The 22,425-nt window shown below is 58.1% G+C and carries 25 protein-coding genes; 7 read left to right on the forward strand and 18 right to left on the reverse strand.

The window, feature by feature from the left end; translation table 11 throughout:
- Nucleotides 1-44: 44 nt before the first annotated feature.
- The 3 genes from DOU50_RS21880 to ubiU all read right to left on the reverse strand — a co-directional run bounded on the left by DOU50_RS21880 (nucleotide 45) and on the right by ubiU (nucleotide 3,012).
- Nucleotides 45-1,052 carry a luciferase-like monooxygenase gene (locus tag DOU50_RS21880; protein WP_148770246.1) on the reverse strand — a complete coding sequence of 336 codons (1,008 nt, stop codon included), beginning with the start codon at nucleotides 1,050-1,052 and terminating at the stop codon, nucleotides 45-47.
- Nucleotides 1,053-1,130: 78 nt separating this feature from the next.
- Complete coding sequence (locus DOU50_RS21885; protein ID WP_090418859.1) at nucleotides 1,131-2,009, reverse strand: U32 family peptidase; 879 nt, start codon at nucleotides 2,007-2,009, stop codon at nucleotides 1,131-1,133.
- A gap of 7 nt (nucleotides 2,010-2,016) precedes the next feature.
- Nucleotides 2,017-3,012 carry a ubiquinone anaerobic biosynthesis protein UbiU gene (ubiU, locus tag DOU50_RS21890; protein WP_048992077.1) on the reverse strand — a complete coding sequence of 332 codons (996 nt, stop codon included), beginning with the start codon at nucleotides 3,010-3,012 and terminating at the stop codon, nucleotides 2,017-2,019.
- Nucleotides 3,013-3,223: 211 nt separating this feature from the next.
- Between ubiU and ubiT the strand changes: the two genes are divergently transcribed.
- Nucleotides 3,224-3,748, forward strand: coding sequence for a ubiquinone anaerobic biosynthesis accessory factor UbiT (ubiT, locus tag DOU50_RS21895; RefSeq protein ID WP_024906374.1), 525 nt, complete (start codon nucleotides 3,224-3,226; stop codon nucleotides 3,746-3,748).
- A complete protein-coding gene (locus DOU50_RS21900; RefSeq protein ID WP_148770248.1) occupies nucleotides 3,742-4,245 on the forward strand; it encodes a GNAT family N-acetyltransferase in 504 nt (167 codons plus the stop codon). The genes ubiT and DOU50_RS21900 overlap by 7 nt, the downstream gene beginning before the upstream one ends.
- Here DOU50_RS21900 and DOU50_RS21905 read toward each other — a convergent pair.
- Nucleotides 4,232-4,561: a GIY-YIG nuclease family protein gene (locus DOU50_RS21905; protein WP_008501484.1), complete on the reverse strand. Its 330-nt coding sequence runs from the start codon at nucleotides 4,559-4,561 to the stop codon at nucleotides 4,232-4,234. The two genes, DOU50_RS21900 and DOU50_RS21905, sit on opposite strands and share 14 nt — an antisense overlap.
- A gap of 14 nt (nucleotides 4,562-4,575) precedes the next feature.
- Here DOU50_RS21905 and DOU50_RS21910 point away from each other — a divergent pair, with 14 nt between their 5' ends.
- On the forward strand, nucleotides 4,576-5,010 hold the full coding sequence (locus tag DOU50_RS21910) for a YhbP family protein (protein WP_148770250.1): 435 nt from the start codon (nucleotides 4,576-4,578) through the stop codon (nucleotides 5,008-5,010).
- Here the strand turns inward: DOU50_RS21910 and DOU50_RS21915 are convergent.
- Nucleotides 4,990-5,508, reverse strand: a complete 519-nt coding sequence (locus tag DOU50_RS21915; protein ID WP_023333577.1) for a type 1 glutamine amidotransferase domain-containing protein — start codon at nucleotides 5,506-5,508, stop codon at nucleotides 4,990-4,992. The two genes, DOU50_RS21910 and DOU50_RS21915, sit on opposite strands and share 21 nt — an antisense overlap.
- A gap of 128 nt (nucleotides 5,509-5,636) precedes the next feature.
- Between DOU50_RS21915 and DOU50_RS21920 the strand changes: the two genes are divergently transcribed.
- Nucleotides 5,637-6,281 carry an NAD(P)H-binding protein gene (locus tag DOU50_RS21920; protein ID WP_032650365.1) on the forward strand — a complete coding sequence of 215 codons (645 nt, stop codon included), beginning with the start codon at nucleotides 5,637-5,639 and terminating at the stop codon, nucleotides 6,279-6,281.
- A 40-nt stretch (nucleotides 6,282-6,321) separates the two neighbouring features.
- Nucleotides 6,322-7,359, forward strand: a complete 1,038-nt coding sequence (locus DOU50_RS21925; RefSeq protein ID WP_148770252.1) for a permease — start codon at nucleotides 6,322-6,324, stop codon at nucleotides 7,357-7,359.
- A 66-nt stretch (nucleotides 7,360-7,425) separates the two neighbouring features.
- Here the strand turns inward: DOU50_RS21925 and dolP are convergent, their stop codons facing one another.
- Genes dolP through DOU50_RS21945 form a run of 4 tightly spaced genes read right to left on the reverse strand, consistent with a single transcriptional unit; the run spans nucleotide 7,426 to nucleotide 11,144 of the window.
- Entirely contained in the window at nucleotides 7,426-8,001 is a 576-nt protein-coding gene (gene dolP / locus DOU50_RS21930) for a division/outer membrane stress-associated lipid-binding lipoprotein (RefSeq protein ID WP_024906379.1), read from the reverse strand.
- A 9-nt stretch (nucleotides 8,002-8,010) separates the two neighbouring features.
- Complete coding sequence (gene diaA / locus DOU50_RS21935; protein WP_003861754.1) at nucleotides 8,011-8,601, reverse strand: DnaA initiator-associating protein DiaA; 591 nt, start codon at nucleotides 8,599-8,601, stop codon at nucleotides 8,011-8,013.
- A gap of 21 nt (nucleotides 8,602-8,622) precedes the next feature.
- On the reverse strand, nucleotides 8,623-9,018 hold the full coding sequence (locus DOU50_RS21940; protein ID WP_021242244.1) for a YraN family protein: 396 nt from the start codon (nucleotides 9,016-9,018) through the stop codon (nucleotides 8,623-8,625).
- On the reverse strand, nucleotides 8,976-11,144 hold the full coding sequence (locus DOU50_RS21945; RefSeq protein WP_148770254.1) for a penicillin-binding protein activator: 2,169 nt from the start codon (nucleotides 11,142-11,144) through the stop codon (nucleotides 8,976-8,978). The genes DOU50_RS21940 and DOU50_RS21945 overlap by 43 nt, the downstream gene beginning before the upstream one ends.
- A gap of 62 nt (nucleotides 11,145-11,206) precedes the next feature.
- Here DOU50_RS21945 and rsmI point away from each other — a divergent pair, with 62 nt between their 5' ends.
- Complete coding sequence (gene rsmI / locus DOU50_RS21955) at nucleotides 11,207-12,070, forward strand: 16S rRNA (cytidine(1402)-2'-O)-methyltransferase (RefSeq protein ID WP_148770256.1); 864 nt, start codon at nucleotides 11,207-11,209, stop codon at nucleotides 12,068-12,070.
- A gap of 67 nt (nucleotides 12,071-12,137) precedes the next feature.
- Here rsmI and DOU50_RS21960 read toward each other — a convergent pair whose 3' ends face one another.
- The 9 genes from DOU50_RS21960 to kbaZ form a co-directional block, all read right to left on the reverse strand.
- A complete protein-coding gene (locus tag DOU50_RS21960) occupies nucleotides 12,138-14,027 on the reverse strand; it encodes an enterotoxin (RefSeq protein ID WP_148770258.1) in 1,890 nt (629 codons plus the stop codon).
- 20 nt (nucleotides 14,028-14,047) lie between these two features.
- Entirely contained in the window at nucleotides 14,048-14,920 is an 873-nt protein-coding gene (gene kbaY, locus DOU50_RS21965) for a tagatose-bisphosphate aldolase subunit KbaY (RefSeq protein ID WP_048992574.1), read from the reverse strand.
- Between the two features lie 12 nt (nucleotides 14,921-14,932).
- Nucleotides 14,933-16,078 carry an SIS domain-containing protein gene (locus tag DOU50_RS21970; RefSeq protein ID WP_148770260.1) on the reverse strand — a complete coding sequence of 382 codons (1,146 nt, stop codon included), beginning with the start codon at nucleotides 16,076-16,078 and terminating at the stop codon, nucleotides 14,933-14,935.
- 246 nt (nucleotides 16,079-16,324) lie between these two features.
- A complete protein-coding gene (nagA, locus tag DOU50_RS21975) occupies nucleotides 16,325-17,458 on the reverse strand; it encodes an N-acetylglucosamine-6-phosphate deacetylase (RefSeq protein WP_148770262.1) in 1,134 nt (377 codons plus the stop codon).
- On the reverse strand, nucleotides 17,455-17,889 hold the full coding sequence (gene agaF, locus DOU50_RS21980; RefSeq protein ID WP_148770264.1) for a PTS galactosamine/N-acetylgalactosamine transporter subunit IIA: 435 nt from the start codon (nucleotides 17,887-17,889) through the stop codon (nucleotides 17,455-17,457). The genes nagA and agaF overlap by 4 nt, the downstream gene beginning before the upstream one ends.
- A 16-nt stretch (nucleotides 17,890-17,905) precedes the next feature.
- A complete protein-coding gene (agaE, locus tag DOU50_RS21985; protein WP_061716429.1) occupies nucleotides 17,906-18,784 on the reverse strand; it encodes a PTS N-acetylgalactosamine transporter subunit IID in 879 nt (292 codons plus the stop codon).
- Nucleotides 18,774-19,553: a PTS N-acetylgalactosamine transporter subunit IIC gene (gene agaW / locus DOU50_RS21990; RefSeq protein WP_061716430.1), complete on the reverse strand. Its 780-nt coding sequence runs from the start codon at nucleotides 19,551-19,553 to the stop codon at nucleotides 18,774-18,776. Before agaW ends, agaE begins: the two co-directional genes overlap by 11 nt.
- Nucleotides 19,554-19,563: 10 nt before the next feature.
- Nucleotides 19,564-20,037, reverse strand: a complete 474-nt coding sequence (gene agaV, locus DOU50_RS21995) for a PTS N-acetylgalactosamine transporter subunit IIB (RefSeq protein ID WP_023333561.1) — start codon at nucleotides 20,035-20,037, stop codon at nucleotides 19,564-19,566.
- Between the two features lie 18 nt (nucleotides 20,038-20,055).
- Entirely contained in the window at nucleotides 20,056-21,351 is a 1,296-nt protein-coding gene (gene kbaZ / locus DOU50_RS22000; RefSeq protein ID WP_194266163.1) for a tagatose-bisphosphate aldolase subunit KbaZ, read from the reverse strand.
- Between the two features lie 251 nt (nucleotides 21,352-21,602).
- Here kbaZ and DOU50_RS22005 point away from each other — a divergent pair, with 251 nt between their 5' ends.
- Complete coding sequence (locus DOU50_RS22005; protein ID WP_024906389.1) at nucleotides 21,603-22,406, forward strand: DeoR family transcriptional regulator; 804 nt, start codon at nucleotides 21,603-21,605, stop codon at nucleotides 22,404-22,406.
- Nucleotides 22,407-22,425 lie beyond the last annotated feature (19 nt).

A 22,425-nucleotide genomic window follows, 5' to 3' on the forward strand; every position in this document is an offset into this window, starting at 1 on the left:
GATCGCGTAGGCCGGATAAGGCGAAGCCGCCATCCGGCAAAAAACTACCCCACTAGCTCCTCTTTCACCTGCATCGCCAGCTCAAACGAATGCAATCGCGCCTGGTGATCGAAAATCTGGCCGTTAACCATAATTTCATCCGCCTGCGTTTCGCGCAGCACCGCCTCCAGCCCGTGACGCACTTTCGCCTTATCGCCTACCAGCGACATGCTCAGCGCCTGCTGAACGCCATACTGCTCTGACGCTGACCACAGCTGATGCATATTCTCCACCGGCGGCGGAAGCTGGCCCGTCTCACCGCGGCGCAGCTTCACAAACGCCTGCTGCATAGAGGTGAACAGGAATTCCGCGTCGCGATTGCTGTCGGCGGCAATTATGTTGATGCACACCATCGCGTACGGCTTCTCCAGACGCTCGGACGGTTTGAAGTGCGTGCGGTAAAGATGCAGCGCCTGATGCAGCATATCCGGCGCGAAGTGCGAGGCAAACGCAAACGGCAGCCCCAGCTGTGCGGCCAGCTGTGCGCTGTAGAGGCTTGAGCCCAACAGCCATACCGGGATCTTCTCACCGTAGCCCGGTACCGGGCGCACGTGCGGGTTCGGATCGCGCGCGTCGAACCAGTCCACCAGCTCTGCCACGTCGCGCGGGAAGTTATCGATATCGCCGCTCATATGGCGGCGCAGGGCGCGCATGGTCGGCTGGTCGCTGCCGGGCGCACGGCCAAGCCCCAAATCGATACGGCCCGGATAGAGGTTATTCAGCGTGCCGAACTGCTCGGCGATCACCAGCGGGGCGTGGTTCGGCAGCATCACGCCGCCGGAGCCCAGGTGCAGAGTGGTGGTATTTGCCGCCAGATAACCAATCAGTACCGAGGTGGCGGCGCTGGCAATGCCCACCATGTTGTGGTGCTCGGCCAGCCAGTAGCGGTGATAGCCACGCTTTTCGGCCAGCTGAGCGAGATCGAGGGAGTGCGAAAAGGCTTCTCTTGCCGAGGAGCCTTGTGGGATCGGCGCCAGATCCAGCACCGAAAACGGAAGGGTTTTGTCAGTCATAACAGCTCACTTTGTCGACGGTCAATCTTTAATACTGCATTAAAAAATGATAACCGTTGTTAACAAAGTGAGCCTTTTTTAGGCCTGCAGTTCCAGCCCGGCCAGACGCTTCCAGTAGCCGTTACAGTCGCTGTTTGCCGTCAGCGGCAGCGGAGCGGCGCCGTTTTCGTTGGCGCGGAAGGCATCCAGCATCGCAAACACGCCGGTATCCAGCGGCGACAAACGCACCATATCCACCAGCCCGTCCATCGACGCCAGCTCGTTGCCGAGGTTATAGACATAGCCGCTCATGGTCTGAATGCCGTTGAGGACAAACACCTGCTGATTCTCCTGCGACAGCATGCTGCGCCCGTTCGGATACTTAATGCAGCAGGTTTCGCACTCGTCTTTCGGACGGTCTTCCGAGCGCGCGGTAAAGCAGCGGGCAGAATAGGCCAGCGGCAGATGCCCATAGCTCAGCACTTCCACTTCAAACTGATTGCGAATGCCCAGCTCGTCGCACTGGTTAAGCAGGTTAGCCAGCCAGTCGCGGGAGAGCTCCACCGGCATGCACCAGCGCGTCATCCCCTGTTTGAGCAGCAGGCGCAGGGTCACGGCGTTATAGCAGTTCAGAGCATGGCCCGCGACAAACGGTAGCTTGCGTTCGGCGCACATATTCACCACGCCGAGATCGCTCGCTTCCAGCAGGAACTCGCCGTTTTCGACATAGCGCTTCAGCTCGCCCAGTTCAGAAGAGGCCTGCACCAGCGCAAGCGTGGAGAGCACCACCTGCTTGCCGCTGCCGGCCAGGCTTTTCGCCATGTCCAGCCAGTCGCCCACTTTGGTGGCGCGGCGCTTGCTGCACACCGCCTCGCCGAGATAAATCACATCGGCGCTGCTCGTGGCGGCCTGTTGGTAAAAATCTTCCAGCGTCTCTTTTGGCCAGTAGTAGAGCACCGGTCCTAATGAATATTTCATGGTTATCTCACTGCCATTTACGGTGATACGCGCCAAGCGTGGTTTGCGCGCCTTCGGACATCGATCCGAGCGTCTCCATCCAGGCCTGCTGCGGAGCATAGTTCTGCGGGTCCGCCATGCAGCGGTCGATGGCCTGACGCCACACTTTCGCCACCTGGCTCACATAGGCCGGGCTGCGCTGACGACCTTCGATTTTCACCGAGGCAATATTGGCCGCCAGCAATTCCGGCAGCAGCTCCAGCGTGTTGAGGCTGGTCGGCTCCTCCAGCGCGTGGTAGCGCTCGCCGTCGACCAGATAGCGGCCTTTACACAGGGTTGGATAACCGGCGTTTTCACCGTCCTGATAGCGGTCAATCAGCACCTCATTCAGGCGGGATTCCAGCCCCTGAGGGGTCTGCTGCCAGCGGACAAAGCGGGCAGGGGAGCAGGCTCCGACGGTATTCGGCGATTCACCGGTTAAATAAGAGGAAAGATAGCAACGGCCTTCGGCCATGATGCACAGGCTGCCAAAGGCAAAAACTTCCAGCGGCACTGGCGTGACGCGCGCGAGTTGCTTAACCTGATGAATAGAGAGCACGCGCGGCAGCACCACGCGAGCCACGTCAAAGTGTTGATGGTAAAAACGCACAGCTTCTTCGTTGGTGGCAGATGCCTGAACAGAGACGTGGCGCTCAATATGGGGATAGCGTTCTGCCGCATACTCAAGCATGGCGAGGTCGGCCAGGATCAGCGCATCGGCACCCAGCTGTGCCGCCATATCCACCGCGCGCTGCCAGCGGGCGTAGCCGTCAGGATGAGCAAAGGTATTGATGGCGATATGCAATTTGCGGCGGTGCTGGTGAACGAAGTTAACGGCTTCCTGAAGCTTTTTCTCCGTAAAGTTGAGGCCAGCAAAATGGCGGGCGTTGGTGTCATCTTTTAGCCCGATATAGACCGCATCGGCCCCATTTTCGATGGCCGCCTTAAGCGCCGGAAGATTTCCGGCAGGGCAGAGCAGCTCCATAATTTATCCTGATGTAGTCGATCGCAAAATTGTTAACGAGCTGGGATTTTAATTAACCCATAGGCGACAATTTTTGATTTAAGGCAGCTAATGGCGTATTGATGACACCAATAATGAGGTACGGCGGACGACGGTTTGTTGATTTACGCCGCTATGTTGCGCTTCGGATATGGCAAAATAGCAGGACTATAGATATCAGGGAGTAAAGCTCGTGCTGGATAAACTGCGTTCACGTCTCGTACAATTTGGTCCATCAATGCTGAGCGTGCCGGTAAAGCTGGCGCCGTTCGCGCTTAAACGTCAGGTGCTGGAGCAGGTCCTGAGCTGGCAGTTCCGCCAGGCGCTGCAGGATGGCGAGCTGGAATTCCTGGAAGGGCGCTGGTTGAGCATTGAGGTGCGTGATATCGGGCTGCGCTGGTTTACCTCCGTTGAGAATGACCAGCTGATCGTTCGCGAAACCGCCGAGGCGGATGTGAGCTTTAGCGCCAACGCCAGCGATCTGCTGATGATCGCCGCGCGTAAGCAGGATCCGGATACGCTCTTCTTCCAGCGCCGTCTGGTGATTGAAGGCGACACGGAGCTCGGTCTGTACGTGAAGAATTTAATGGATGCCATTGAGCTGGAGCAGATGCCGAAAGCGCTGCGCGTGATGTTAATGCAAATGGCAGATTTCGTTGAGGCCGGGCTGAAAACCCCGCCGGACGGTAAACACACTTCAGTAGGTGAGCCATGCTGATTCGAGTCGAAATTGGGATTGATGCGCCGGGGATCGATGCGTTGTTACGCCGCGCCTTTGCGAGCGATGCCGAAGCCCAACTGGTCCACGACCTTCGCGAAGACGGCCTGATTACGCTGGGGCTGGTTGCCACCGATGACGAAGGTCAGGTGGTGGGCTATGTTGCCTTCAGTCCGGTCATCGTTCAGGGCGAAGAGCTGCAGTGGGTAGGCATGGCACCGCTGGCGGTAGATGAAAGCTATCGCGGGCAGGGGGTGGCACGCCAGCTGGTCTATGAAGGGCTGGATTCGCTCAATGAGTTCGGTTATGCGGCCGTTGTCACGCTGGGCGATCCGGCGTTCTATGGCCGTTTAGGCTTTGAGCAGGCCGCGCATTACGATCTGCGCTGCCGCTGGCCGGGTACGGAATCCGCTTTCCAGGTGCACCGTCTGGCGGATGACGCGCTCAACGGCGTCAATGGCCTGGTCGAGTACCACGACCATTTCAATCGCTTTTAATCAGGCTCTCGCGTAGCGCCTCAAAGGAGCCGTCTCCGGTCACGAGGCGCTCTTTCTGGCGCTTCGTCAGCTGCTTGATGCGGTATTCCAGCCTGAGCGCCAGCGATCGGTCACCGACGGGCGCCGAAAAGGCGAGCTGTAATTCCCCTTTCCCCCGCAGCGCCTTTGCCCCTTTTCCCGTTTGATGTTGTAAAAAACGCCGCGCCACATCGGTGGTGATCCCGGTGTAGAGTGCGTTATCGGCGGTTCGGACAAGATAGAGAAACCAGCACACGGTAAACAGATTCAGTATGTTAAGGTGAACGCACCATAGCATGAGAGAGAACGAAAATGGAAACACTGGCCACCATTAACCGCTGGCTGGCGAAGCAGCATGTTGTCACCTGGTGCGTCTATGACGAGGGGGAGATGTGGTGCGCTAACGCGTTTTACTACTACGATCCGGAGCGCGTCGCGTTTTATGTCATGAGCGAAGACAAAACGCGTCATGCGCAGATGACCGGCCTGCAGGCGAAGGTCGCAGGCACGGTGAATGGCCAGCCGAAAACGGTCGCGCTGATCCGCGGCGTGCAGTTCAAAGGGGAGATCCGTCGTCTGGATGGCGAAGAGAGCGACGCGCGCCGTAAGCTCTACACGCGCCGCTTTCCCGTTGCCGCTGCGCTAAAAGCCCCGGTGTGGGAAATCCGCCTCGATGAGCTGAAATTTACCGACAACACCCTGGGCTTTGGCAAGAAGCTGCACTGGTTACGCGCCGAGCAGGCGTAGCGCTTCGCGGTTAAACGCCGGGAGATCGTCCGGAGTACGGCTGGTGATCAGCTGATCTTTGTCGTTGACCACTTCCTGATCGTAAAACTCGGCGCCCGCATTTTTCAGATCGATAACGATCGGTTTCACCGCCGTGAGCTTACGCCCGCGTACAACCTCCGCGCTGATAAGGAGCTGCGGACCGTGACAGATGGCAAAGACCGGTTTGCCGGTAGAGACAAAGTCCCGGGTAAAGGTCACGAAGCGTTCGTCCCCGCGCAGGGAATCCGGGGAATGGCCACCGGGTAACAGCAGGGCGTCGAAATCTGAGGGGCTAACGTTATCGATAGTCTCATCAATGGTTACGGTCGCCTCGCCCTTATGACCTGTCACCGTTTTGCCCGCCTCTTTCTCAATGGTGATGACCTCATGTCCTGCCTTGCGGAACGCCTCTGCAGGCGAGGTGAATTCTGAATCTTCAAACTCGTCGGTAATCAAGACTGCGATTTTCTTGCCCATGCTTCCTCCGTTGTTTTGGCTTCAGACTGATTTTTCTCCGCTTGTGGTAAATACTTACCTGTAACAGACTTCTAAGTGTGGTCGACGACGCTGAGTTCGCAAACGGACAATTCTGTAAAGGGGATACGATGAGTCAGGTATTGATTACCGGGGCTACCGGGTTAGTGGGCGATCATCTGCTGCGGCTGCTGATTCAGGATCGCCGCGTGAACTATATCGCCGCCCCGACGCGTCGACCGCTGGCAGATTTATCTGGCGTCTTTAATCCGCACGATCCTCAGCTGACGGACGCGCTGGCGCAGGTCCAGGATCCTATTGATATCGCCTTTTGCTGTCTGGGCACCACGCGACGGGAGGCGGGCAGCAAAGAGGCATTTATCCACGCCGACTATACGCTGGTGGTGGACACCGCGCTTACGGCGAAAAAGCTGGGGGCCAAACATTTTCTGGTGGTCAGCGCGCTGGGCGCTAATGCCGGATCGCCTTTCTTCTACAACAAGGTGAAGGGCAAGATGGAGGATGCGCTGATTGCGCAGAAATGGGAGCAGCTGACGATTGTGCGCCCTTCGATGCTGATCGGCCACCGGGACGAACGCCGCTTTAACGAGTCGATACTGGCCCCGCTGTTTCGCATCCTTCCCGGCAACTGGAAGGCCATCGAGGCGCGGGACGTCGCGCGGGCGATGTTAAAAGAGGGACTGGCCCCGTCGAAAGCGGGCGTAAACATTATCCCTTCGGCAAAACTGCGTGAAATCGCGCAGGGCGAGGCGTAAACTCCCCCGGCTAATAACCTAATACTCTCCGGGGAATGCTATGACTGGTCAGTCTTCATCTCAGGCGGCAACACCTGTTCAATGGTGGAAGCCCGCACTCTTCTTTCTCGTGGTCATTGTTGGCCTCTGGTACGTGAAATGGCAGCCGTACTACGGCAAAGCCTTCACCGCCGCCGAAACGCACAGCATCGGTAAATCTATTCTCGCTCAGGCTGAGTCCAGCCCGCTGCAGGCGGCGTGGGACTATGCCATGGTCTACTTCCTTGCCGTCTGGAAAGCCGCCGTTTTAGGCGTCATTCTGGGGTCGCTGATTCAGGTGCTTATCCCGCGTAACTGGCTGGTGAAAACCCTGGGCCAGCCGCGCTTTCAGGGCACGCTGCTGGGGACGATTTTCTCCCTGCCGGGCATGATGTGCTCCTGCTGTGCCGCGCCCGTGGCGGCAGGGATGCGCCGCCAGCGCGTGTCAATGGGCGGCGCGCTGGCGTTCTGGATGGGCAACCCGCTGCTCAACCCGGCGACGCTGGTGTTTATGGGCTTTGTCCTGGGCTGGCATTTCGCGTTCATCCGTCTGGTCGCCGGACTGCTGACCGTGCTGGTGGTGGCGACGCTGGTGCAAAAACTGGTGAAGGATACTGCCGAAGAACCCGCAGCCGTTGAGCTGGACGTCAGCGAGCAGCAGGGGGGCTTCTTTGCGCGCTGGGGCAGGGCGCTATGGCAACTTTTCTGGAGCACCATCCCGGTCTATATCCTGGCGGTACTGGTTCTGGGGGCGGCGCGCGTCTGGCTCTTCCCGCATGCGGATGGCGCTATCGACAACACGCTGATGTGGGTCATTGCGATGGCCGTTGCAGGCTGCCTGTTTGTGATCCCAACGGCGGCGGAGATCCCGATTGTTCAGACCATGATGCTGGCCGGCATGGGCACCGCGCCGGCGCTGGCGCTGCTGATTACGCTGCCGGCGATCAGCCTGCCGTCGCTGATTATGCTGCGTAAGTCATTCCCGGCGAAAGCGCTCTGGCTGACCGCAGGGCTGGTGGCGTTGAGCGGGATTATGGTGGGAAGTATTGCGCTTCTGTGAAAAACGCCCGGTGGCGCTACGCTTACCGGGCCTACAAAAAAATCCCCTCAAGTGAGGGGATTTTTTTTATTTAATGTAAGTAAACGCAGTGGTGACGTGCTTCACGCCGCTCACCCGGCTGGCGATATCGGCCGCCGCTTTCCCTTCACGGTCGGTCACCAGACCCAGCAGGAACACTTCGCCGTTTTCCGTCGTCACTTTCACGTTGGAGGATTTCACCTGGTCCGAGCCGAGAAGCTGGGAACGCACTTTGGTGGTGATCCAGGTATCGGAAGAGGCATCACCTAAACCAATTGGCTTGCCCTGACGCACTTCGTTAAACACCTCTGTGGTTCCTTCAACGCCCATTGCGATTTGTTTCGCACGAGAGGCGAGTTCCATATTCGGCGCCTGGCCTGCCAGCAGCACTTTGCCCTGGTAAGCCGTCACGTTAATACGCGCCTCTTTCTTGATCTGTTCGTCTTTCGACAGCGCACTGTTGACGCGCAGCTCCAGCGTACCGTCATCCACCTGTGTCCCCACAGAGCGCGGATCGGTTGCCGCTTTGGTGCCTACCGCGGCGGTACCCACAACGGCCGCAGCGATACATCCCTGAAGCAGTAATGCAGACATAAGGACTGCGAGGGTCGATAAAGCCTTCATAAGAACTCCTTAATCATCCTGGTGAGGGAAAAGCGTGTTATCGATCAAGTCACATAAGCAGTTCACCGTGAGCATATGCATTTCCTGAATACGCGCGCTCCGGTGAGAAGGAATGCGGATTTCCACATCCTGCGGCCCAAGCAGACCCGCCAGCTCACCCCCGTCATAGCCGGTTAAGGCCACGATGGTCATGTCGCGGGTGACGGCGGCTTCAACGGCTTTGACAATATCCCGGCTATTGCCGCGCGTGGAGATGGCCAGCAGCACATCTCCGGCATGACCCAGGGCTCGCACCTGCTTTGCGTAAATTTCGTCATGCAGACGATCGTTAGCAATCGCCGTTAAGACCACATTATCGGTATTAAGTGCAATGGCGGGTAAACTCGGGCGTTCTGTTTCAAAGCGATTGATCATGCTGGCAGCAAAATGCTGTGCGTTGGCGGCTGACGTGCCGTTGCCACAACAGAGGATTTTGTTGCCATTAAGCAGGGATTGCACCAGCGTCATTGCGGCACGCGAGATAGCATCCGGAAGGGCTTCCGCCGCGGCAATCTGAGTCTGGATGCTTTCTGTGAAGCACACTTTAATTCTTTCGAGCACGTTATCCCTTTTAAATCCTAATTATGCGTCTTCGCCAAAAGCGTTTTTAAGCCATTCGATCTCATTTCCGGTGAAGGCTATCACATCGAACCGGCAATCCACAGTATCAAAGCTCCCATTATGGCGGGCAAGCCACAAGTGGGCAGTCTGTAATAATTTATGTTGTTTGGCGAGCGTCACGCTGGCGGCAGCACCGCCAAAACGGGAGGACTGTCGAAAGCGGACTTCTACAAACACGATGACCTGACCGTCTTTCATGATCAGATCAATTTCGCCGCCGCGCCCGCGGACGTTAGCGGCAATAAAGCGCAGTCCTTTGCCTTCAAGCCAGCGACGCGCCTTTAACTCCCACGCATCGCCGGTCTGTTTGCGGCTTAACTGGCCGGGACGATCTGCCCCTGCTGGTATTTGAGCCATGATAACTTCCTGTTGATCACGCAGTCCTGAGTCGCGGTCAGATCGCCGGTGTTGCCGTTAAGCTCAAAGCCCGGCACCTGACGCATCTGGGTAAAGTGGTTCGCCAGCGCCCATGCATCGACACCCATCGCATACAGACGGGCCAGCGAATAATCGTTACGTACGGTACTCAGCGCCTGCTGCATCAGCGCCGGGTTGCTGCCGGCCAGCATCGGGATTTCGCTGTACTGCAGACCGTCCATTTCCAGACGGAAATCCGGCCCTGCGGTGCCCTGCGCGCTGCGGGAGCTGGCGTAGAGCGTTGCGCCGCTCTGGCTGCCGTTACGCATCGCGATCATCGGTTTGATAAAGGCGATCTCCTGCGGCGTGGCAACGATATAGGCCGCATCCACTTTACCGCCACCGCTGATCTGCGCGTCGGTAGGTGGGGCAGGGATCGTCAGGCCGCCAATCGTCACGCCCTGCTGCTGTGGCAGGCTCGCGGTGACAGGACTGCCGTTAAGCGCGATGCCCGCCCCGCCGTTTACGCCCGCGCGCAGTTCAGAGACGGAACCGAATTTCTGCTGCAGCACCACGCCGCCGCCCAGCTTCTGCCACTCATCGGCAAAGGCATTGGCCACGCGATCGCCCAGCGCGCTGCGTGGGATGAGCAGCAGCGGAGCCTGCTTACCCTGCTCGTGAATATGACGCGCCGCATCGCGGGCTTCATCTTCAGGAGAGAGCGCGAAGTAGCAAATATTGGCCCGGTTCTGAACCTGCTCCGGCTGGTTGAGCGCCAGCACGTTCAGCGTGGTATTGCTCTTCATCAGCTCTTCCACGTTGTTTTTCAGCAGCGGACCGACAACGATGCTCGCCCCGTCCTGTTGAACCTGCGCCAGCACCTGATCAAGCGGCTGCGAACTGGTGTCGTAGATTTTCAACTCAGCGCCCGGATTGGCGCTGGTGGTTGCCACGGCCTGCGGCTGCGCGGCAGGTTGGGCCGCGGGTTGCGCAGGCTGCTGTTGAGGTTGCTCTGCTGTTGTGACAGGTGCAGGTGCCGCTTGCGTCTCGGCCGGAGCCGGAGCCTGAGTCGCAGGTGCTGTAGTAGCCGGTGCCGCTGTAGCTGGCGGCGTCGTCGGAGCCGTCACCGGGTTTTGCATCGTGCCCTGCGCCGGCGCTTGCGCCGTGGTCAGGTCGCTGGTCTCTGCGGCAGACGGGCTGACAACATCATTCACGTTAGCCGCCTGAGCCGCCTGCGCAGGAACCGCGCTGCCGGTTACCGGGGTGGTGCCGTTTTTCGCCGCTTCAAAGCCCTGCTGAATGGTACGGCCAAACACCGCCGCCTGGCCGTTGAGCGGCAGCAGCAGAGCGATTTTGCTGGTAGACGCAGGCTTAAAGTTCTGCACGTTCACTAGCTGGGTTGGCAGCATTTTCGCGCCCGGGTTTTGCGGGTAGCGCGTCTGCCAGTCCGTAATACCGGCTTTCAGCATCTTTGGATCGCTGCGGTTGTTAAACCACATCTGCTGCAGATCCAGCCAGCCCTGCAGGACGTTTTCATCGGCGTTGATGACCAGCGCCTGCGCCTGTTCCTGCGTCATCGAAGCCAGCGCTTGCCAGGTGGCATCGATATTTTTCTGCTTATCGGCACCGCCAAGCAGCGGCTCTTGCGCGACGAGCGCGCGGAGCAAGTTCAGCGAAGGGCGTCCCTGCTCAGCGGTAATGCCCGCCTGCCAGAAGCGTGCCTGCTGATTTTTATCCAGCGCGCTCACGTCAATATCCCCGAGGATCTTCTTCGCGGCGGCGTAATCTTTCAGCGCGACTTTCAGCTCGGCAGAGAGCAGGCTCTGCTCACGACGCTGGGCGTCGTTAAGATCTTTTGGCAACTGGTTAAACAGTTCGGCTGCCCGCTGGGTTTTACCCTCTTTCAGCAGTGCACGAATGGCGAGTAATTGCCAGTTGGTCTTGGTATCATTTGAACTCTGCGACATTTGTTGCAGATAAAAGCCAGAATCAGCCTGAGCAGAACCCTGGAGATGGGCGGTGCTCTGGTCAGGTGCCTGGGTGCCACAGCCTGCAAAGATCAGGGCTGCCAGCAGAAGCGGCACGCTGCGCGTGGCTTTTTTTCGAAGAAACGTTAACGGTACCATACTGTATCCAGTGATTTTTTTTACGCAATGCTCAATATTAAATCGGCAATACGGACGAAACAATGAAACAACACGAAACGGCAGATAATTCTCAAGGCCAGCTTTATATTGTACCTACTCCTATCGGGAATTTGTCTGATATTACCCAACGTGCGCTCACCGTACTGCAAGCTGTTGATTTAATTGCTGCTGAAGATACCCGCCACACTGGCCTGCTGCTGCAACATTTCGCGATTAACGCCCGTTTGTTCGCTCTGCACGATCACAATGAGCAACAAAAAGCCGAAACGCTGGTGGCGAAGCTGAAAGAGGGGCAGAACATCGCCCTGGTCTCCGACGCCGGTACGCCGCTGATCAACGATCCGGGCTATCACCTGGTGCGTACCTGTCGCGAAGCCGGTATTCGCGTTGTGCCACTGCCGGGTCCATGCGCTGCCATTGCTGCGCTGAGCGCCGCAGGTCTGCCGTCTGACCGTTTCTGCTATGAAGGTTTCCTGCCTGCCAAATCCAAAGGCCGCCGCGACGTCTTAAAAGACCTGGAAGCGGAACCGCGCACCCTGATTTTCTACGAATCCACGCACCGCCTGCTGGAGAGCCTGGAAGATATGGTGACCGTCTGGGGAGAAGCCCGCTACGTGGTGCTGGCGCGCGAGCTGACCAAAACCTGGGAAACGATCCACGGCGCGCCGGTGGGTGAACTGCTGGCGTGGGTGAAGGAAGACGAAAACCGCCGCAAGGGCGAAATGGTGGTGATTGTCGAAGGGCACAAGGCGGAAGAAGACGCGCTTCCAGCCGATGCGCTGCGTACGCTGGCGCTGCTGCAGGCGGAACTGCCGCTGAAGAAAGCCGCTGCGCTGGCGGCAGAAATTCACGGCGTGAAGAAAAATGCGCTGTATAAGTATGCGCTGGAGCAGCAGGGGGAGTAAGTCCCTGACGCCTGTTTTGCCGGGTGGCGGCTGCGCCTTACCCGGCCTACAGATCTTGATACACCTTTTAGTTAACTGGCATCGCCTCAAACACCAGCGTTTCCAGCGGCTGCAGTGTAATCACCACCGCATTTTTGTACGCCTCCGGTACGGTTGAGTTACGGCCATACACCGCTTTCAGACTAAACTGCGCCGAATTTCCTGTCGGGACTTCGAAATCTTTCGCTAAATCCAGGAAGTAGCTTTGCGGCTTATCCGACGGGTTACGCAAGCCGAGAATCGCTTTGTCCTTGCCCCAGGATGCCCAGCCGTAAACCTGCAGTGCGGTTGGATCACCACCAATCCAGTGCGTATCCACCAGCACGCTGGCGTTATCCCGCGACCACTTCGCCGCCTGCGCCAGGGTATCCCACTTCGCCTTGTTCAGCATTGACGGGGTGATATACAGCTCCTGCAACTGCGTGCCGGTGGCGAAGTAGCTCCAGACCTGGTCGGCAAAATCGCTGTCCGTTTGCACTTTCTCCAGCCCGTAATAGGCGTTTTCCGCGCTGACGATCCCGTGGTACATCAGCGAGTTCAGCGGGAACAGCGGGCCTTTGCGCACAATGGAGCGGTACGTTTCCGCATCGCGGTAGGTCATCCACTGCTGCACCGGCGTGCCGGGGCCGTACAGGTTGATGTCATCGCCCTGGCGCCAGATAGAATCGGCATAGAACAGCCAGGACGGGCTGGCGTTGGTACCTGTCGTCAGGTTGATAAACAGATTCGGGTTGGCGCTGCGCATGTTGTGCAGCAGGGCGATGGAGGCGTCAAAATCCGAGGCATACGGGCTGCCCTGGATGTGCGCGTTGGCATTACCCATCCCGTCCAGCTTGAATGAGGTAATGTGTTCGTTTTTGATTAGCTTAACGATCTGCTCATTGAAGTTCTTAAAGTAGTTCGGCCCTGACAGCGCCAGCTTCCCGTCGACGGTTTCGAACCCATACTCTTTTGCATGCGAGACGCGAACGTCGCGCGGCTTGTTGTAGCCTCCCCACGGTGAGAGCCACAGTCCAACCGAGCTGTGCAGGCTGTCGGCTTTTTCCCGAACCTTGCCAAAACCGTTGCTGAATGCCGGGCCAAATAGCCAGCGCCCGGTAAGGTCGTCCCATCCGTCGTCCAGCAGGAAGGCGTCCAGCGCCACGCCGCGTCCGGTAATAAACTCCTTATTCCACTCGTCCATCCGCCCCAGCACATCCTGCTCGGTGTACGGATTGAAAAAGCCGATATCCATCCAGCTGTTGTAGTGCAGATAAGGCTTGTACGGTCGCGGACGAACGGCATCAATAAACTGGTTCACGCTGCGGCGCAGCTGGCTGATTTCCGGGAAAGTGCCGAACCAGGTGGTAAAGCTGACCGGCGACTCTGGCTGGATCGGCGTTTTCAGTTCTACGTTGAGATTAGTGGTCGCTTCATAGGCGTAAGTGTTAACGATGGGCTTGTCCGGCAAAATAAAGAATGAGTCAGCAACGATCGGCGAGCTGTTAATTGCTCCGTCGACATAGGGGGCCTGAGACTGTTTTTTGGTCGGGAAGAAGGTGATTTTCGCCACGTCTCGCGGCTGGCCGACTGCGGCAATGGTGTAGTCGATGCTGGCGTATTTTCCCTTCACCAGGTTTAGCTTCACCGTCACGTTAAAGTCCGGATGGGTAAAGTCGATGACAATTGCGTTGTCCTGCTTTTCGACGTGCTTGATGGTGAAATCAGCAGTGAGGATTTTTGTCTCATCCGGCAGCGTCAGAAAGAACAGCTCCTGCGGCGTGAGCGGATGGTTAGCCTTATTATCCTTAACCACTACCGTTGAGTTTGCGTCATCAAACGAGAGGGCAATATTGTCGTTATTGAGCGCGTAGTTCGCCGCCGCCGCGCTATGGGAAACGCACAGGGCCAGCACTGAGAGTGCGAAGATTTTTTTCATCAGCGTAAGCTCCTTTTTAATCAGGCTTCAGCCGGAAGCAGCAATCGGTTTGCCGAGCCGCAAACGGCGATCTTGCTCCTGACCACCTCTTTCATGGCGTCCATGCCGACCCGCATATAGAAGCGCGGATCGTTACCCTGCGGGTTTTCGGCAAACCAGGCTTTAACCGCGTCAGAGAAGGCAATTTTCAGTTCGGTGGCCACGTTGACTTTGCACACGCCCAGTTCGATGGTGCGACGCACATCCTCATCCGGCACATCGCTCGCGCCGTGCAGCACCAGCGGCACCGTGACCACTTCGCGAATTTCTGCCAGCCGCTGGAAGTCGATTTTTGGGCGCTTGGTATACAGGCCGTGCGCGGTGCCGATGGCGACGGCAAGGCTGTCGACGCCGGTCAGTTCGACGAAGCGTTTCGCCTCCTGCGGATCGGTAAGGAAAGCGCTTTCGGCGTCCACGCTCATGTCATCTTCCACGCCGCCCAGGCGGCCCAGCTCGGCTTCGACGCTGCAGTCGTTGAGGTGGCAGAAATCGACCACCGACTTCACCAGCTTCACGTTTTGTTCAAACGGATAGTGGCTGCCGTCGATCATCGCGCTGCGCACGCCCGCGTTGACCTTGCGGCGAATATCGTCCAGCGATTCGTGGTGATCGAGGTGCAGCGCCAGCGGCATGTCGTAGGTGTGGGAGTACGCGCTGCACAGGGCGTAGATCTCTTCCAGCGCAATATGCTTAAAGGTGCCCGGCGTGCCCGCGAGGATCACCGGCGATCGCATTTCGCTGCACACTTCGAGGATCGCCTGGATCGTCTCCGCGTTGTGAATGTTGAACGCCGGAACGGCGTAGCCTTTTGCCTGCGCGTCCAGCAGAAGATATTTCGTCGAGATAATACTCATAATCAGATCCTCTTAAGCCTGCCACGGATGAATAACAACGCCCTGCACCACGCGGTTGACCGTCCCGCTGGCGGATGGCGTATCGGGCGTATTGCCTACGCTGAGCGACTGGGTGAGTGCAAAGACCTGGGCATAGATCAGGAAGCAGAACGCCTGTTCCATATCGCTAAACGGACGGGAAGGCGGCAGGAGAATATGCGGCCCCGCTTCAATGGCCGGATCGTTTTCAGCGGCGATGGCGACGACGCGCATAGCCTGGCGATCGCGGCGCAGCTCGGCCAGCAGATCCAGATCGTACTGACGCGTATACGGATGGCTGGAGATGAACACCACCACCAGCGTTTCGTCATCCACCAGAGACTTCGGCCCGTGACGGAAACCGGTGGGGGAATCGTAGAATGCCGCCAGCTTGCCCGCCGTCAGCTCCAGCACCTTCAGCGCCGATTCGCGCGCCGCGCCCTGCAGGCCGCCGCTTCCCAGATAGACGACGCGTTTCCACGCTTCATTGCCAAAGACGCCGTGGCTGAAATCGCCGAGCGAGGTGAGGATCGCCTGACAGCGATCGGCCACGTCGCGGAAGGTGTGACTGTTGATCGTTTCCGGGGCGAATACGGCCAGACAGCTCGCCATCATGGTGGTGATGCTGCTGGTCATCGCGAACCCGCGATCGTGCGTTTCGGCAGGCATCAGCAGGGCATAAGCGTTATCGCTGTCGACGGCGGTCTGGTACAGGCTTCCGGCCTCGTTACAGGTGATCGACAGGTGGTAGCACTCCGGCACGAACTGGTTTGCCAGCTCGACGGCTGCGACGCTTTCCGGGCTGTTGCCGGAGCGGGCAAACGAAACCAGCAGCAGCGGATGCGCAGGGCTGAAGTAGTCCATCGGGTTCGTGACCAGATCGGTTGTCGGGACGGCAGTGAAGTTTTTCCCGGTGTAGCTCGCGAGCCAGGGAGAAACGATATCGCCGATAAAGGCGGACGTGCCCGCGCCGGTCAGGACGATCCGTAGATCGTGCTTGCGCAGCAGCGGCGTCAGGAAGCTGTCGATCGAAGAGCGCAGGCTATCGATATTGTTGAGCGAGCGGATCCAGCTGGCAGGCTGCTGGCGGATCTCTTCCTCGGTCCAGGTGCCGGTTGCGGCGGTAGTAGTTTGTGGCATAACTCAGTCCTTAGTCGTGTGAATTCCACATCAGACGCTGGCAATCGTGTCGCTATCTTTCGTTTCGTTTCACTTGTTCACTTTAGCAGTTAAATAAAATCTATAGAAAAGAAATCGAAACTTCAATGAAAGAAAAGAAATAAAACGAAAAGTGTGATCGTGAAAGGAAAGGGAAAATTTAAGGAAAGGAAAAGAAAGGCCTTACGATCGGGTGCCGTAAGGCCAACAGGAGACACAATGAAAGGGCTAAAGGGGGAGAGCCTGGCCCTGAATCCAGATCTGCTGGAGGTGCAAACCCCCGTCCAGCGCAATGATATTGGCGTGTTTACCCGGGGCTAAGGATCCGAGCTGACCGTCAACGCCCAGCAGCCGGGCAGGGTGTAGCGAGGCCATATGGATAGCGTCTTCGGCGGTTACGCCCGTGTGCTCCACCATATTCCTGACCGCGGCATCCAGCGACAGCGTGCTACCAGCCAGCCCGCCGGAGCCGGTTCGAACCACGCCGTTTTGCATTGAGACCTCTTCACCACAGAGCGTGTACCGTCCGTCCGGCATACCTGCCGCCTGCATGGCATCGGTAATCAGCACCACGCGATCCTGCGCGCAGCAACAGCATAGGCGCATCGCCCCAGGATGGACGTGGTGGCCGTCGGCAATTAGCTCCAGCCACGCCCGTTTGTCCGTCAGCCCTGCACCGACCATGCCGGGCTCTCTGTGGTGCAGCCCCGTCATGCCGTTGTAGCAGTGAACCAGCCCGTCGGCACCCGCATCAAACGCGGCGAGTGTTTGCCGGTACGTGGCAGCGCTGTGGCCCAGCATCACGCGTAAACCGCGCTGTTTAAGATGGTGGATCGCCTGCAGCGCGCCGGGTTTTTCTGGCGCGAGCGCCACTACCCGCAACGTGTTATGCGAGACGTCGATCAGTGCATCCAGCTCCGTGATATTCAGTTCCCGGAATAACTCGGGCGGGTGCGCCCCTTTGTTCTGCGGCGTAAAGTACGGTCCTTCCAGGTAGCTGCCCAGGATCTGCGCCCCGGGGCCGCCCGACTGAGCGCGCCGGGCGATTCGCGCGAGCGCGCCGTGGATAGTCTCCAGCGGCGCGGTCACGGTTGTGGGTAAAAAGGCGCCCACGCCTTCGCGCGCTTTATGCATCGCGAGAATATCCAGCACGTCAGGCGCATCATCCATCACGTCCACGCCCGCGCCGCCGTGGACGTGCGTATCGATATACGCCGGGCAGAGCAGCTCTGCATCGCGCGACGTCACGCCTGCCGGGACAGGCTCAATAGCCGCAATCACGCCGTTTTCAATGCGTAGCTGGTGGTCATCCAGCCAGCCCTGTTCGGTAAGCACCCGCCTCGCGCGCAGCAGCTGGCTCATATCCCTTCCTCGGCAGGGGCTTCCTCGCGACAGCGTCCCAGCTCGTCTACGAGGCTCGTCAGGCCGCGGTGCCCGCACTCCAGTGCCTGCAGACGAAATGCTTCACTGCTTAATCCGTCGCGCTCCAGCACCATCTCCAGCAGCAGCTGCAGGTTGGTGCCGGTGATCACTTCACTGCCCGGCCGTTTCATGGCGAGCGTCGATGCCACGCGAAACGGCGTGCCGCCGAGCAAATCGGTGAGAAACACAACATCGTGCTCTGCATCGAGTTCGCTCACCGCCTGCTCAAGCTGAGCGGTCAGCCGCGCGGTGGTGGACGTTTCAGGAAAATCGATGGCGATAAACTGCGGCTGTTCGCCGAGGATCTGCTTCATCGCCTGCTCAAGCCCGCTGGCAAACCCGCCGTGACCCGTCAAAATAATGCCTAACATCGCAACCTCTTTGCTTTTACAGGAAGTGACAGAATTTACCGACAACGCCCAGCAGCACGGTGATACCAATCAGCCGCAGCGGGCTCCAGCCGCGGCGCACCAGCCAGAACATGGTCAGGGTGTAGACCAGCGGCAGGAACGCGGGCATCAGCTTGTCGATAACGTCGGCCTGCAGTTTGACAACGGCATCACCCGCCTTGATTTCAAGCGTCGTATTGAGGCGGACGTAGGTTGCCACCAGCGCGCCGATCACCGTCATCCCGACGATAGACGCCGCGTGGCCGACCTTTTTGGTGTTGGCTTTAATCAGCGGGATGGCCGCCACACCCATCCGGTAAGCGTAGTGCGCCAGGCCAAAACGCAGGCCGAGGTGCACCACGTTAAACAGCACGATAAAGACCACGGCCCCCAGAATCGACCCTTGCAGCGCCAGGCTGGCGCCGATACCACCGCAGATGGGCAGCAGGGTTAGCCAGAACATGGCATCGCCAATACCGCCGAGCGGCGCGCCGACGGCAATTTTGGTGCTCTGGATGCTGTTCACATCCTGCTTGGAACGCTCCATCGCCAGAATGATGCCGATAACAAAGGTCACCAGGAACGGGTGGGTGTTAAAGAAGCCCATATGACCTTTCATCGCCCGCGCCAGGTCCCGCTTGTTGGTGTGGATCTTTTTCAACGCGGGCAGCAACCCGTATAGCCAGCCGGAGGCCTGCATACGTTCGTAGTTAAACGAGGCCTGCAGCAGCATGGAACGCCAGGCCACGCGGTTAATATCCTTTTTCGTCAGCTCGGCACCGATGCTCTGGTCTTCGTAGACGTTTTCATTCACGCCGGTCAGCAGCGTCTCTTCGCGTTCAGACACGTCCGGCAGGGTGGTTTGGTTAGATGCCATCTTCGAATTCCTCTTTCTGGGCTACTGGAGCCGTCGGCTCAGGTGATTTACGCATCAGGTCGATCAGCGCCATCGCCAGCGCGGCCGCCGCAATCGCCAGCACCGGAAGCTTGAGCCAGGCGGCGGCGACAAAACCGATAATGAAGTAAGGGATGTAGACGTTTTTCATCATGATCTTCAGCAGCACGGCGAAGCCGATGGCTGGCATGATGCCGCCCGCGACGCCGAGGCCGTCAATCAACCGTGCTGGCAGAACATCAATGGCGGTTTTCGCATGTTCCGCACCGAAGTAGATCGGCAGGAACGCGCACAGAAAATAGAAGATGCCGAGCGCCAGCAGCGCAAGATAGTTAACCCGTTCAATACCGTGAGTATCTGCATTGGCCGCCATGCGATCGCAGCGTGACATCACGCCGGACATCACCGAGAAGAGGAACGTAATCCCCATTTGAACCGCAACGGCAAACGGGACGGCGACGCCAACCGCGACTTCTGGCTTCACGCCGGTGCTGATGGCAAATGCGGTACCCACGATGGTGCCGATAATGACGTTAGGCGGCTGGGCACCGGCGAGCGGGGCCAGCCCCATCCAGACCAGCTCTAACGTACCGCCGGTCAAAATGCCGGTGTGCAGATCGCCCAGAATCAGGCCGACCAGCGGCCCGAGCACCACCGGGCGGTGCATGTGCGTTAACCCGTTAAACATATCCAGACCGGCGATAAAGGCGAGTATGCCCAACCCCAGCGCCTGCAACAGACTGATTTCCATTGTGAATCCCTCAGAGCAGTTTAAAGAGGTCCAAAGCAGTTTCTGTTGGAACACCCTGAACGAAGCATTCCACACCGGCTGCTTTCAGGCCGTTGAACGCGGCGATATCGTTCGCGTCGACAGAGACCGTTTTGGCAATTTGTTGTTTGCCACTGGCGTAGTGCATGTTTCCGACGTTGATACGGGTGATGGGCACGCCGCCCTCAACTAGCTTCAGAAAATCGGCGGGTGATTTGCAGACCAGCAGGATTTTCTGGCGGTCAGCGGCGCGGTGAATGTTGTCGATCACTTTTTGCAGCGACCAGAAGCGCACGGCGATCCCTTCCGCTAGCACCATCTCCATCAGGTTCTGTTGAACCGGATCTTCAGCCACCTCATCGTTGGCGACGAGTACCAGGTTTGCCCCCGCAAACCCCACCCACTGCACGCCCACCTGACCGTGGATCAGGCGTTCATCAATGCGGCATAAGACAATGTTTGGCATAGCGCTTTCCTCTTTTTATTATGCGTTTTGCGTTGTTACGCCTTCGCAGGCGGCGTGGTACTGCTGGAGTATGTCCTGAATGTGGTCAATGATGAGTTCCCGTGGCGTTGACTTGAGAGCGCCCTCGCGAACTTTCCCGTACTGCAGCGGCAGGTACTGGCTGATCAGCGGCAGCGGAATGGGCTCGTCTGCCAGGTTACGCACCAGGCGTTCAAAGGCGTCGTCAATCTGACCGTCCGGCCAGTAGTAGCGCACGCGGTCAGAGTAGCTGTAGCCGCGCGCCAGGCGACGCGCGTTGCCGTCACCGTGGTAATGGCTTTGCCAGTATTCCGGGCGGTCGAGCATGACGTTTTCCAGTACGTGACGCAGGCCGGAGCTGGCTTTTGCCGGCAGCAGCTCCTCTTCTATGGCGGCCAGCGAGAACAGCGCTTCGCGCAGGGCGAAGGTCAGGGCAGGACCAACTTTCAGAATCGCAAAGTGATCGTTGACCAGCTTTCGCAGCGCCTGCGGCGTCTGGTAGTCGGTGGAGTGTGCTTCAAACACCAGCGTGTCGTAGGCTTCAACCATTTTGCTCAGGGCAACGGCTTTCTGCGGCTGATAGTCGCAGACGTGCGCATGGTCGAACTCCACGCCAGGCTGGACCACCAGGCCAATAATGCGCGGCCAGATGTTGCTTAAGCCTTCCTTTTCGAACGCGTGGCGGTGCGCTTCAAGCGTGGCGCGGGCCGCGTCTGGCGTGGTGACGGCAAGTTCGGTGAGCGTCTCGTGCGCGCCACCGGGAACCGGCACTTCCGTGCCGATAACGTAGACCAGATCGGATTCACCAAACTGCTCGCAACAGGTCGCTTCGGCAATCTTCGCCAGGCGTGCGGCGCGTCCGGCAACGATCGCGTCGGTCAGGGGAACCGGGTCGTCCGCGCAGGACATGCTGCAGTCGAGGTGGATCTTTTTGAATCCGGCAGAAACATAGCTTTTGATCAGATCGTCGGCATTAGCCATCGCCTGTTGCGCAGGCAGGTTTTGCCAGCGGTTAGGGCCCAGGTGATCGCCGCCGAGGATCAGCTGTGACGTCGGGAAACCGAGCGACTCGGCCAGCTGGCAGACAAACCCGTGAAAATCAGCGGGCGTCATGCCGGTATAGCCACCAAACTGATCCACCTGGTTGGAGGTGGCCTCGATCAACAGCGGGGATCGATGTGAATGAGCGTAACGAATTGCAGCTTCCAGTACCAGCGGATGTGCGGAGCAGACGGCGTAAATCCCGTTTGAATTCCCCCGTTTATGGTGTTCCACCATTTCTGTCAGATGTTTCACTTTCCTCTCCATTTCGGATGGTAATGATATTTATCTTTCGTTTTGTTTCATTTAATCCTGCATCATGGTGATCTAAAAATAAAACGAAAGATAATGGTTTTCCGATCTGTTTCACAAAAGAAACATAATGAAAGGTTTCAGCGCGGTGCCAGCTTGCGTATCGTCACTATGCAGGGCTTGCATTCCCGTAAAGGAAAGGCCTTAATAGGCAAAACGAAATGAAACGAAAGAATATTGATTAAGGAGCTCGTATGAGCAGCACCGATTCATCCGCGGAAAAGCGCATCACCAGCACCAGTGAAAGGCGGGAGCAGATCATTCAGCGGTTGCGGGCGCAGGGAAGCGTACAGGTTAACGATCTGTCTCATCTGTACGGCGTATCGACGGTAACAATCCGCAACGACCTGGCGTTCCTGGAGAAGCAGGGCATTGCCGTTCGCGCTTACGGTGGGGCATTGATTTGCGAAGGCAACATGCCGGGCGCTGAGCCTTCCGTGGAGGATAAAAGCTCGCTGAATACGGCGGTGAAGCGCAGTATCGCGCAGGCTGCTGCCGCGCTGGTCAAACCCGGGCACCGTATTATTCTGGACTCCGGCACCACGACGTTTGAAATCGCCCGCATGCTGCGTCAGCACACGGACGTCATCGCGATGACCAACGGGATGAACGTGGCGAATGCGTTGCTGGAAGCGGAAGGGGTGGAACTGCTGATGACCGGCGGACATTTGCGCCGTCAGTCGCAATCTTTCTACGGTGACCAGGCAGAACAGTCGCTACAGAATTACCATTTTGACCTGCTGTTCCTGGGCGTTGACGCCATCGATCTCGACCGCGGCGTGAGCACGCACAACGAAGACGAAGCCCGTCTGAATCGCAAAATGTGCGAGGTGGCAGAACGCATTATTGTGGTGACGGACTCCAGCAAATTTAACCGCTCGAGCCTGCATAAAATCATTGATACACAACGGATTGATATGATTATTGTCGATGAAGGCATTCCGGCGGAGAGCCTGGAAGGGCTGCGAAAAAGCGGGATTGAGGTGGTGTTGGTTTAAGGTTTTTTACCCTCTCCCC

It is taken from the genome of Enterobacter sp. C6, assembly GCF_008122455.1.
In the GTDB taxonomy this organism is placed as follows: domain Bacteria; phylum Pseudomonadota; class Gammaproteobacteria; order Enterobacterales; family Enterobacteriaceae; genus Enterobacter; species Enterobacter pseudoroggenkampii.

Coding starts and splice junctions, on each gene's coding strand:
- DOU50_RS21880 (WP_148770246.1), bottom strand. CDS start 1,052: ATGACTGACAAAACCCTTCCGTTTTCGGTGCTGGATCTGGCGCCGATC.
- DOU50_RS21885 (WP_090418859.1), bottom strand. CDS start 2,009: ATGAAATATTCATTAGGACCGGTGCTCTACTACTGGCCAAAAGAGACG.
- ubiU (WP_048992077.1), bottom strand. CDS start 3,012: ATGGAGCTGCTCTGCCCTGCCGGAAATCTTCCGGCGCTTAAGGCGGCC.
- DOU50_RS21900 (WP_148770248.1), top strand. CDS start 3,742: ATGCTGATTCGAGTCGAAATTGGGATTGATGCGCCGGGGATCGATGCG.
- DOU50_RS21905 (WP_008501484.1), bottom strand. CDS start 4,561: ATGCTATGGTGCGTTCACCTTAACATACTGAATCTGTTTACCGTGTGC.
- DOU50_RS21910 (WP_148770250.1), top strand. CDS start 4,576: ATGGAAACACTGGCCACCATTAACCGCTGGCTGGCGAAGCAGCATGTT.
- DOU50_RS21915 (WP_023333577.1), bottom strand. CDS start 5,508: ATGGGCAAGAAAATCGCAGTCTTGATTACCGACGAGTTTGAAGATTCA.
- DOU50_RS21920 (WP_032650365.1), top strand. CDS start 5,637: ATGAGTCAGGTATTGATTACCGGGGCTACCGGGTTAGTGGGCGATCAT.
- DOU50_RS21925 (WP_148770252.1), top strand. CDS start 6,322: ATGACTGGTCAGTCTTCATCTCAGGCGGCAACACCTGTTCAATGGTGG.
- dolP (WP_024906379.1), bottom strand. CDS start 8,001: ATGAAGGCTTTATCGACCCTCGCAGTCCTTATGTCTGCATTACTGCTT.
- DOU50_RS21940 (WP_021242244.1), bottom strand. CDS start 9,018: ATGGCTCAAATACCAGCAGGGGCAGATCGTCCCGGCCAGTTAAGCCGC.
- DOU50_RS21945 (WP_148770254.1), bottom strand. CDS start 11,144: ATGGTACCGTTAACGTTTCTTCGAAAAAAAGCCACGCGCAGCGTGCCG.
- rsmI (WP_148770256.1), top strand. CDS start 11,207: ATGAAACAACACGAAACGGCAGATAATTCTCAAGGCCAGCTTTATATT.
- DOU50_RS21960 (WP_148770258.1), bottom strand. CDS start 14,027: ATGAAAAAAATCTTCGCACTCTCAGTGCTGGCCCTGTGCGTTTCCCAT.
- kbaY (WP_048992574.1), bottom strand. CDS start 14,920: ATGAGTATTATCTCGACGAAATATCTTCTGCTGGACGCGCAGGCAAAA.
- DOU50_RS21970 (WP_148770260.1), bottom strand. CDS start 16,078: ATGCCACAAACTACTACCGCCGCAACCGGCACCTGGACCGAGGAAGAG.
- nagA (WP_148770262.1), bottom strand. CDS start 17,458: ATGAGCCAGCTGCTGCGCGCGAGGCGGGTGCTTACCGAACAGGGCTGG.
- agaF (WP_148770264.1), bottom strand. CDS start 17,889: ATGTTAGGCATTATTTTGACGGGTCACGGCGGGTTTGCCAGCGGGCTT.
- agaE (WP_061716429.1), bottom strand. CDS start 18,784: ATGGCATCTAACCAAACCACCCTGCCGGACGTGTCTGAACGCGAAGAG.
- agaW (WP_061716430.1), bottom strand. CDS start 19,553: ATGGAAATCAGTCTGTTGCAGGCGCTGGGGTTGGGCATACTCGCCTTT.
- agaV (WP_023333561.1), bottom strand. CDS start 20,037: ATGCCAAACATTGTCTTATGCCGCATTGATGAACGCCTGATCCACGGT.
- DOU50_RS22005 (WP_024906389.1), top strand. CDS start 21,603: ATGAGCAGCACCGATTCATCCGCGGAAAAGCGCATCACCAGCACCAGT.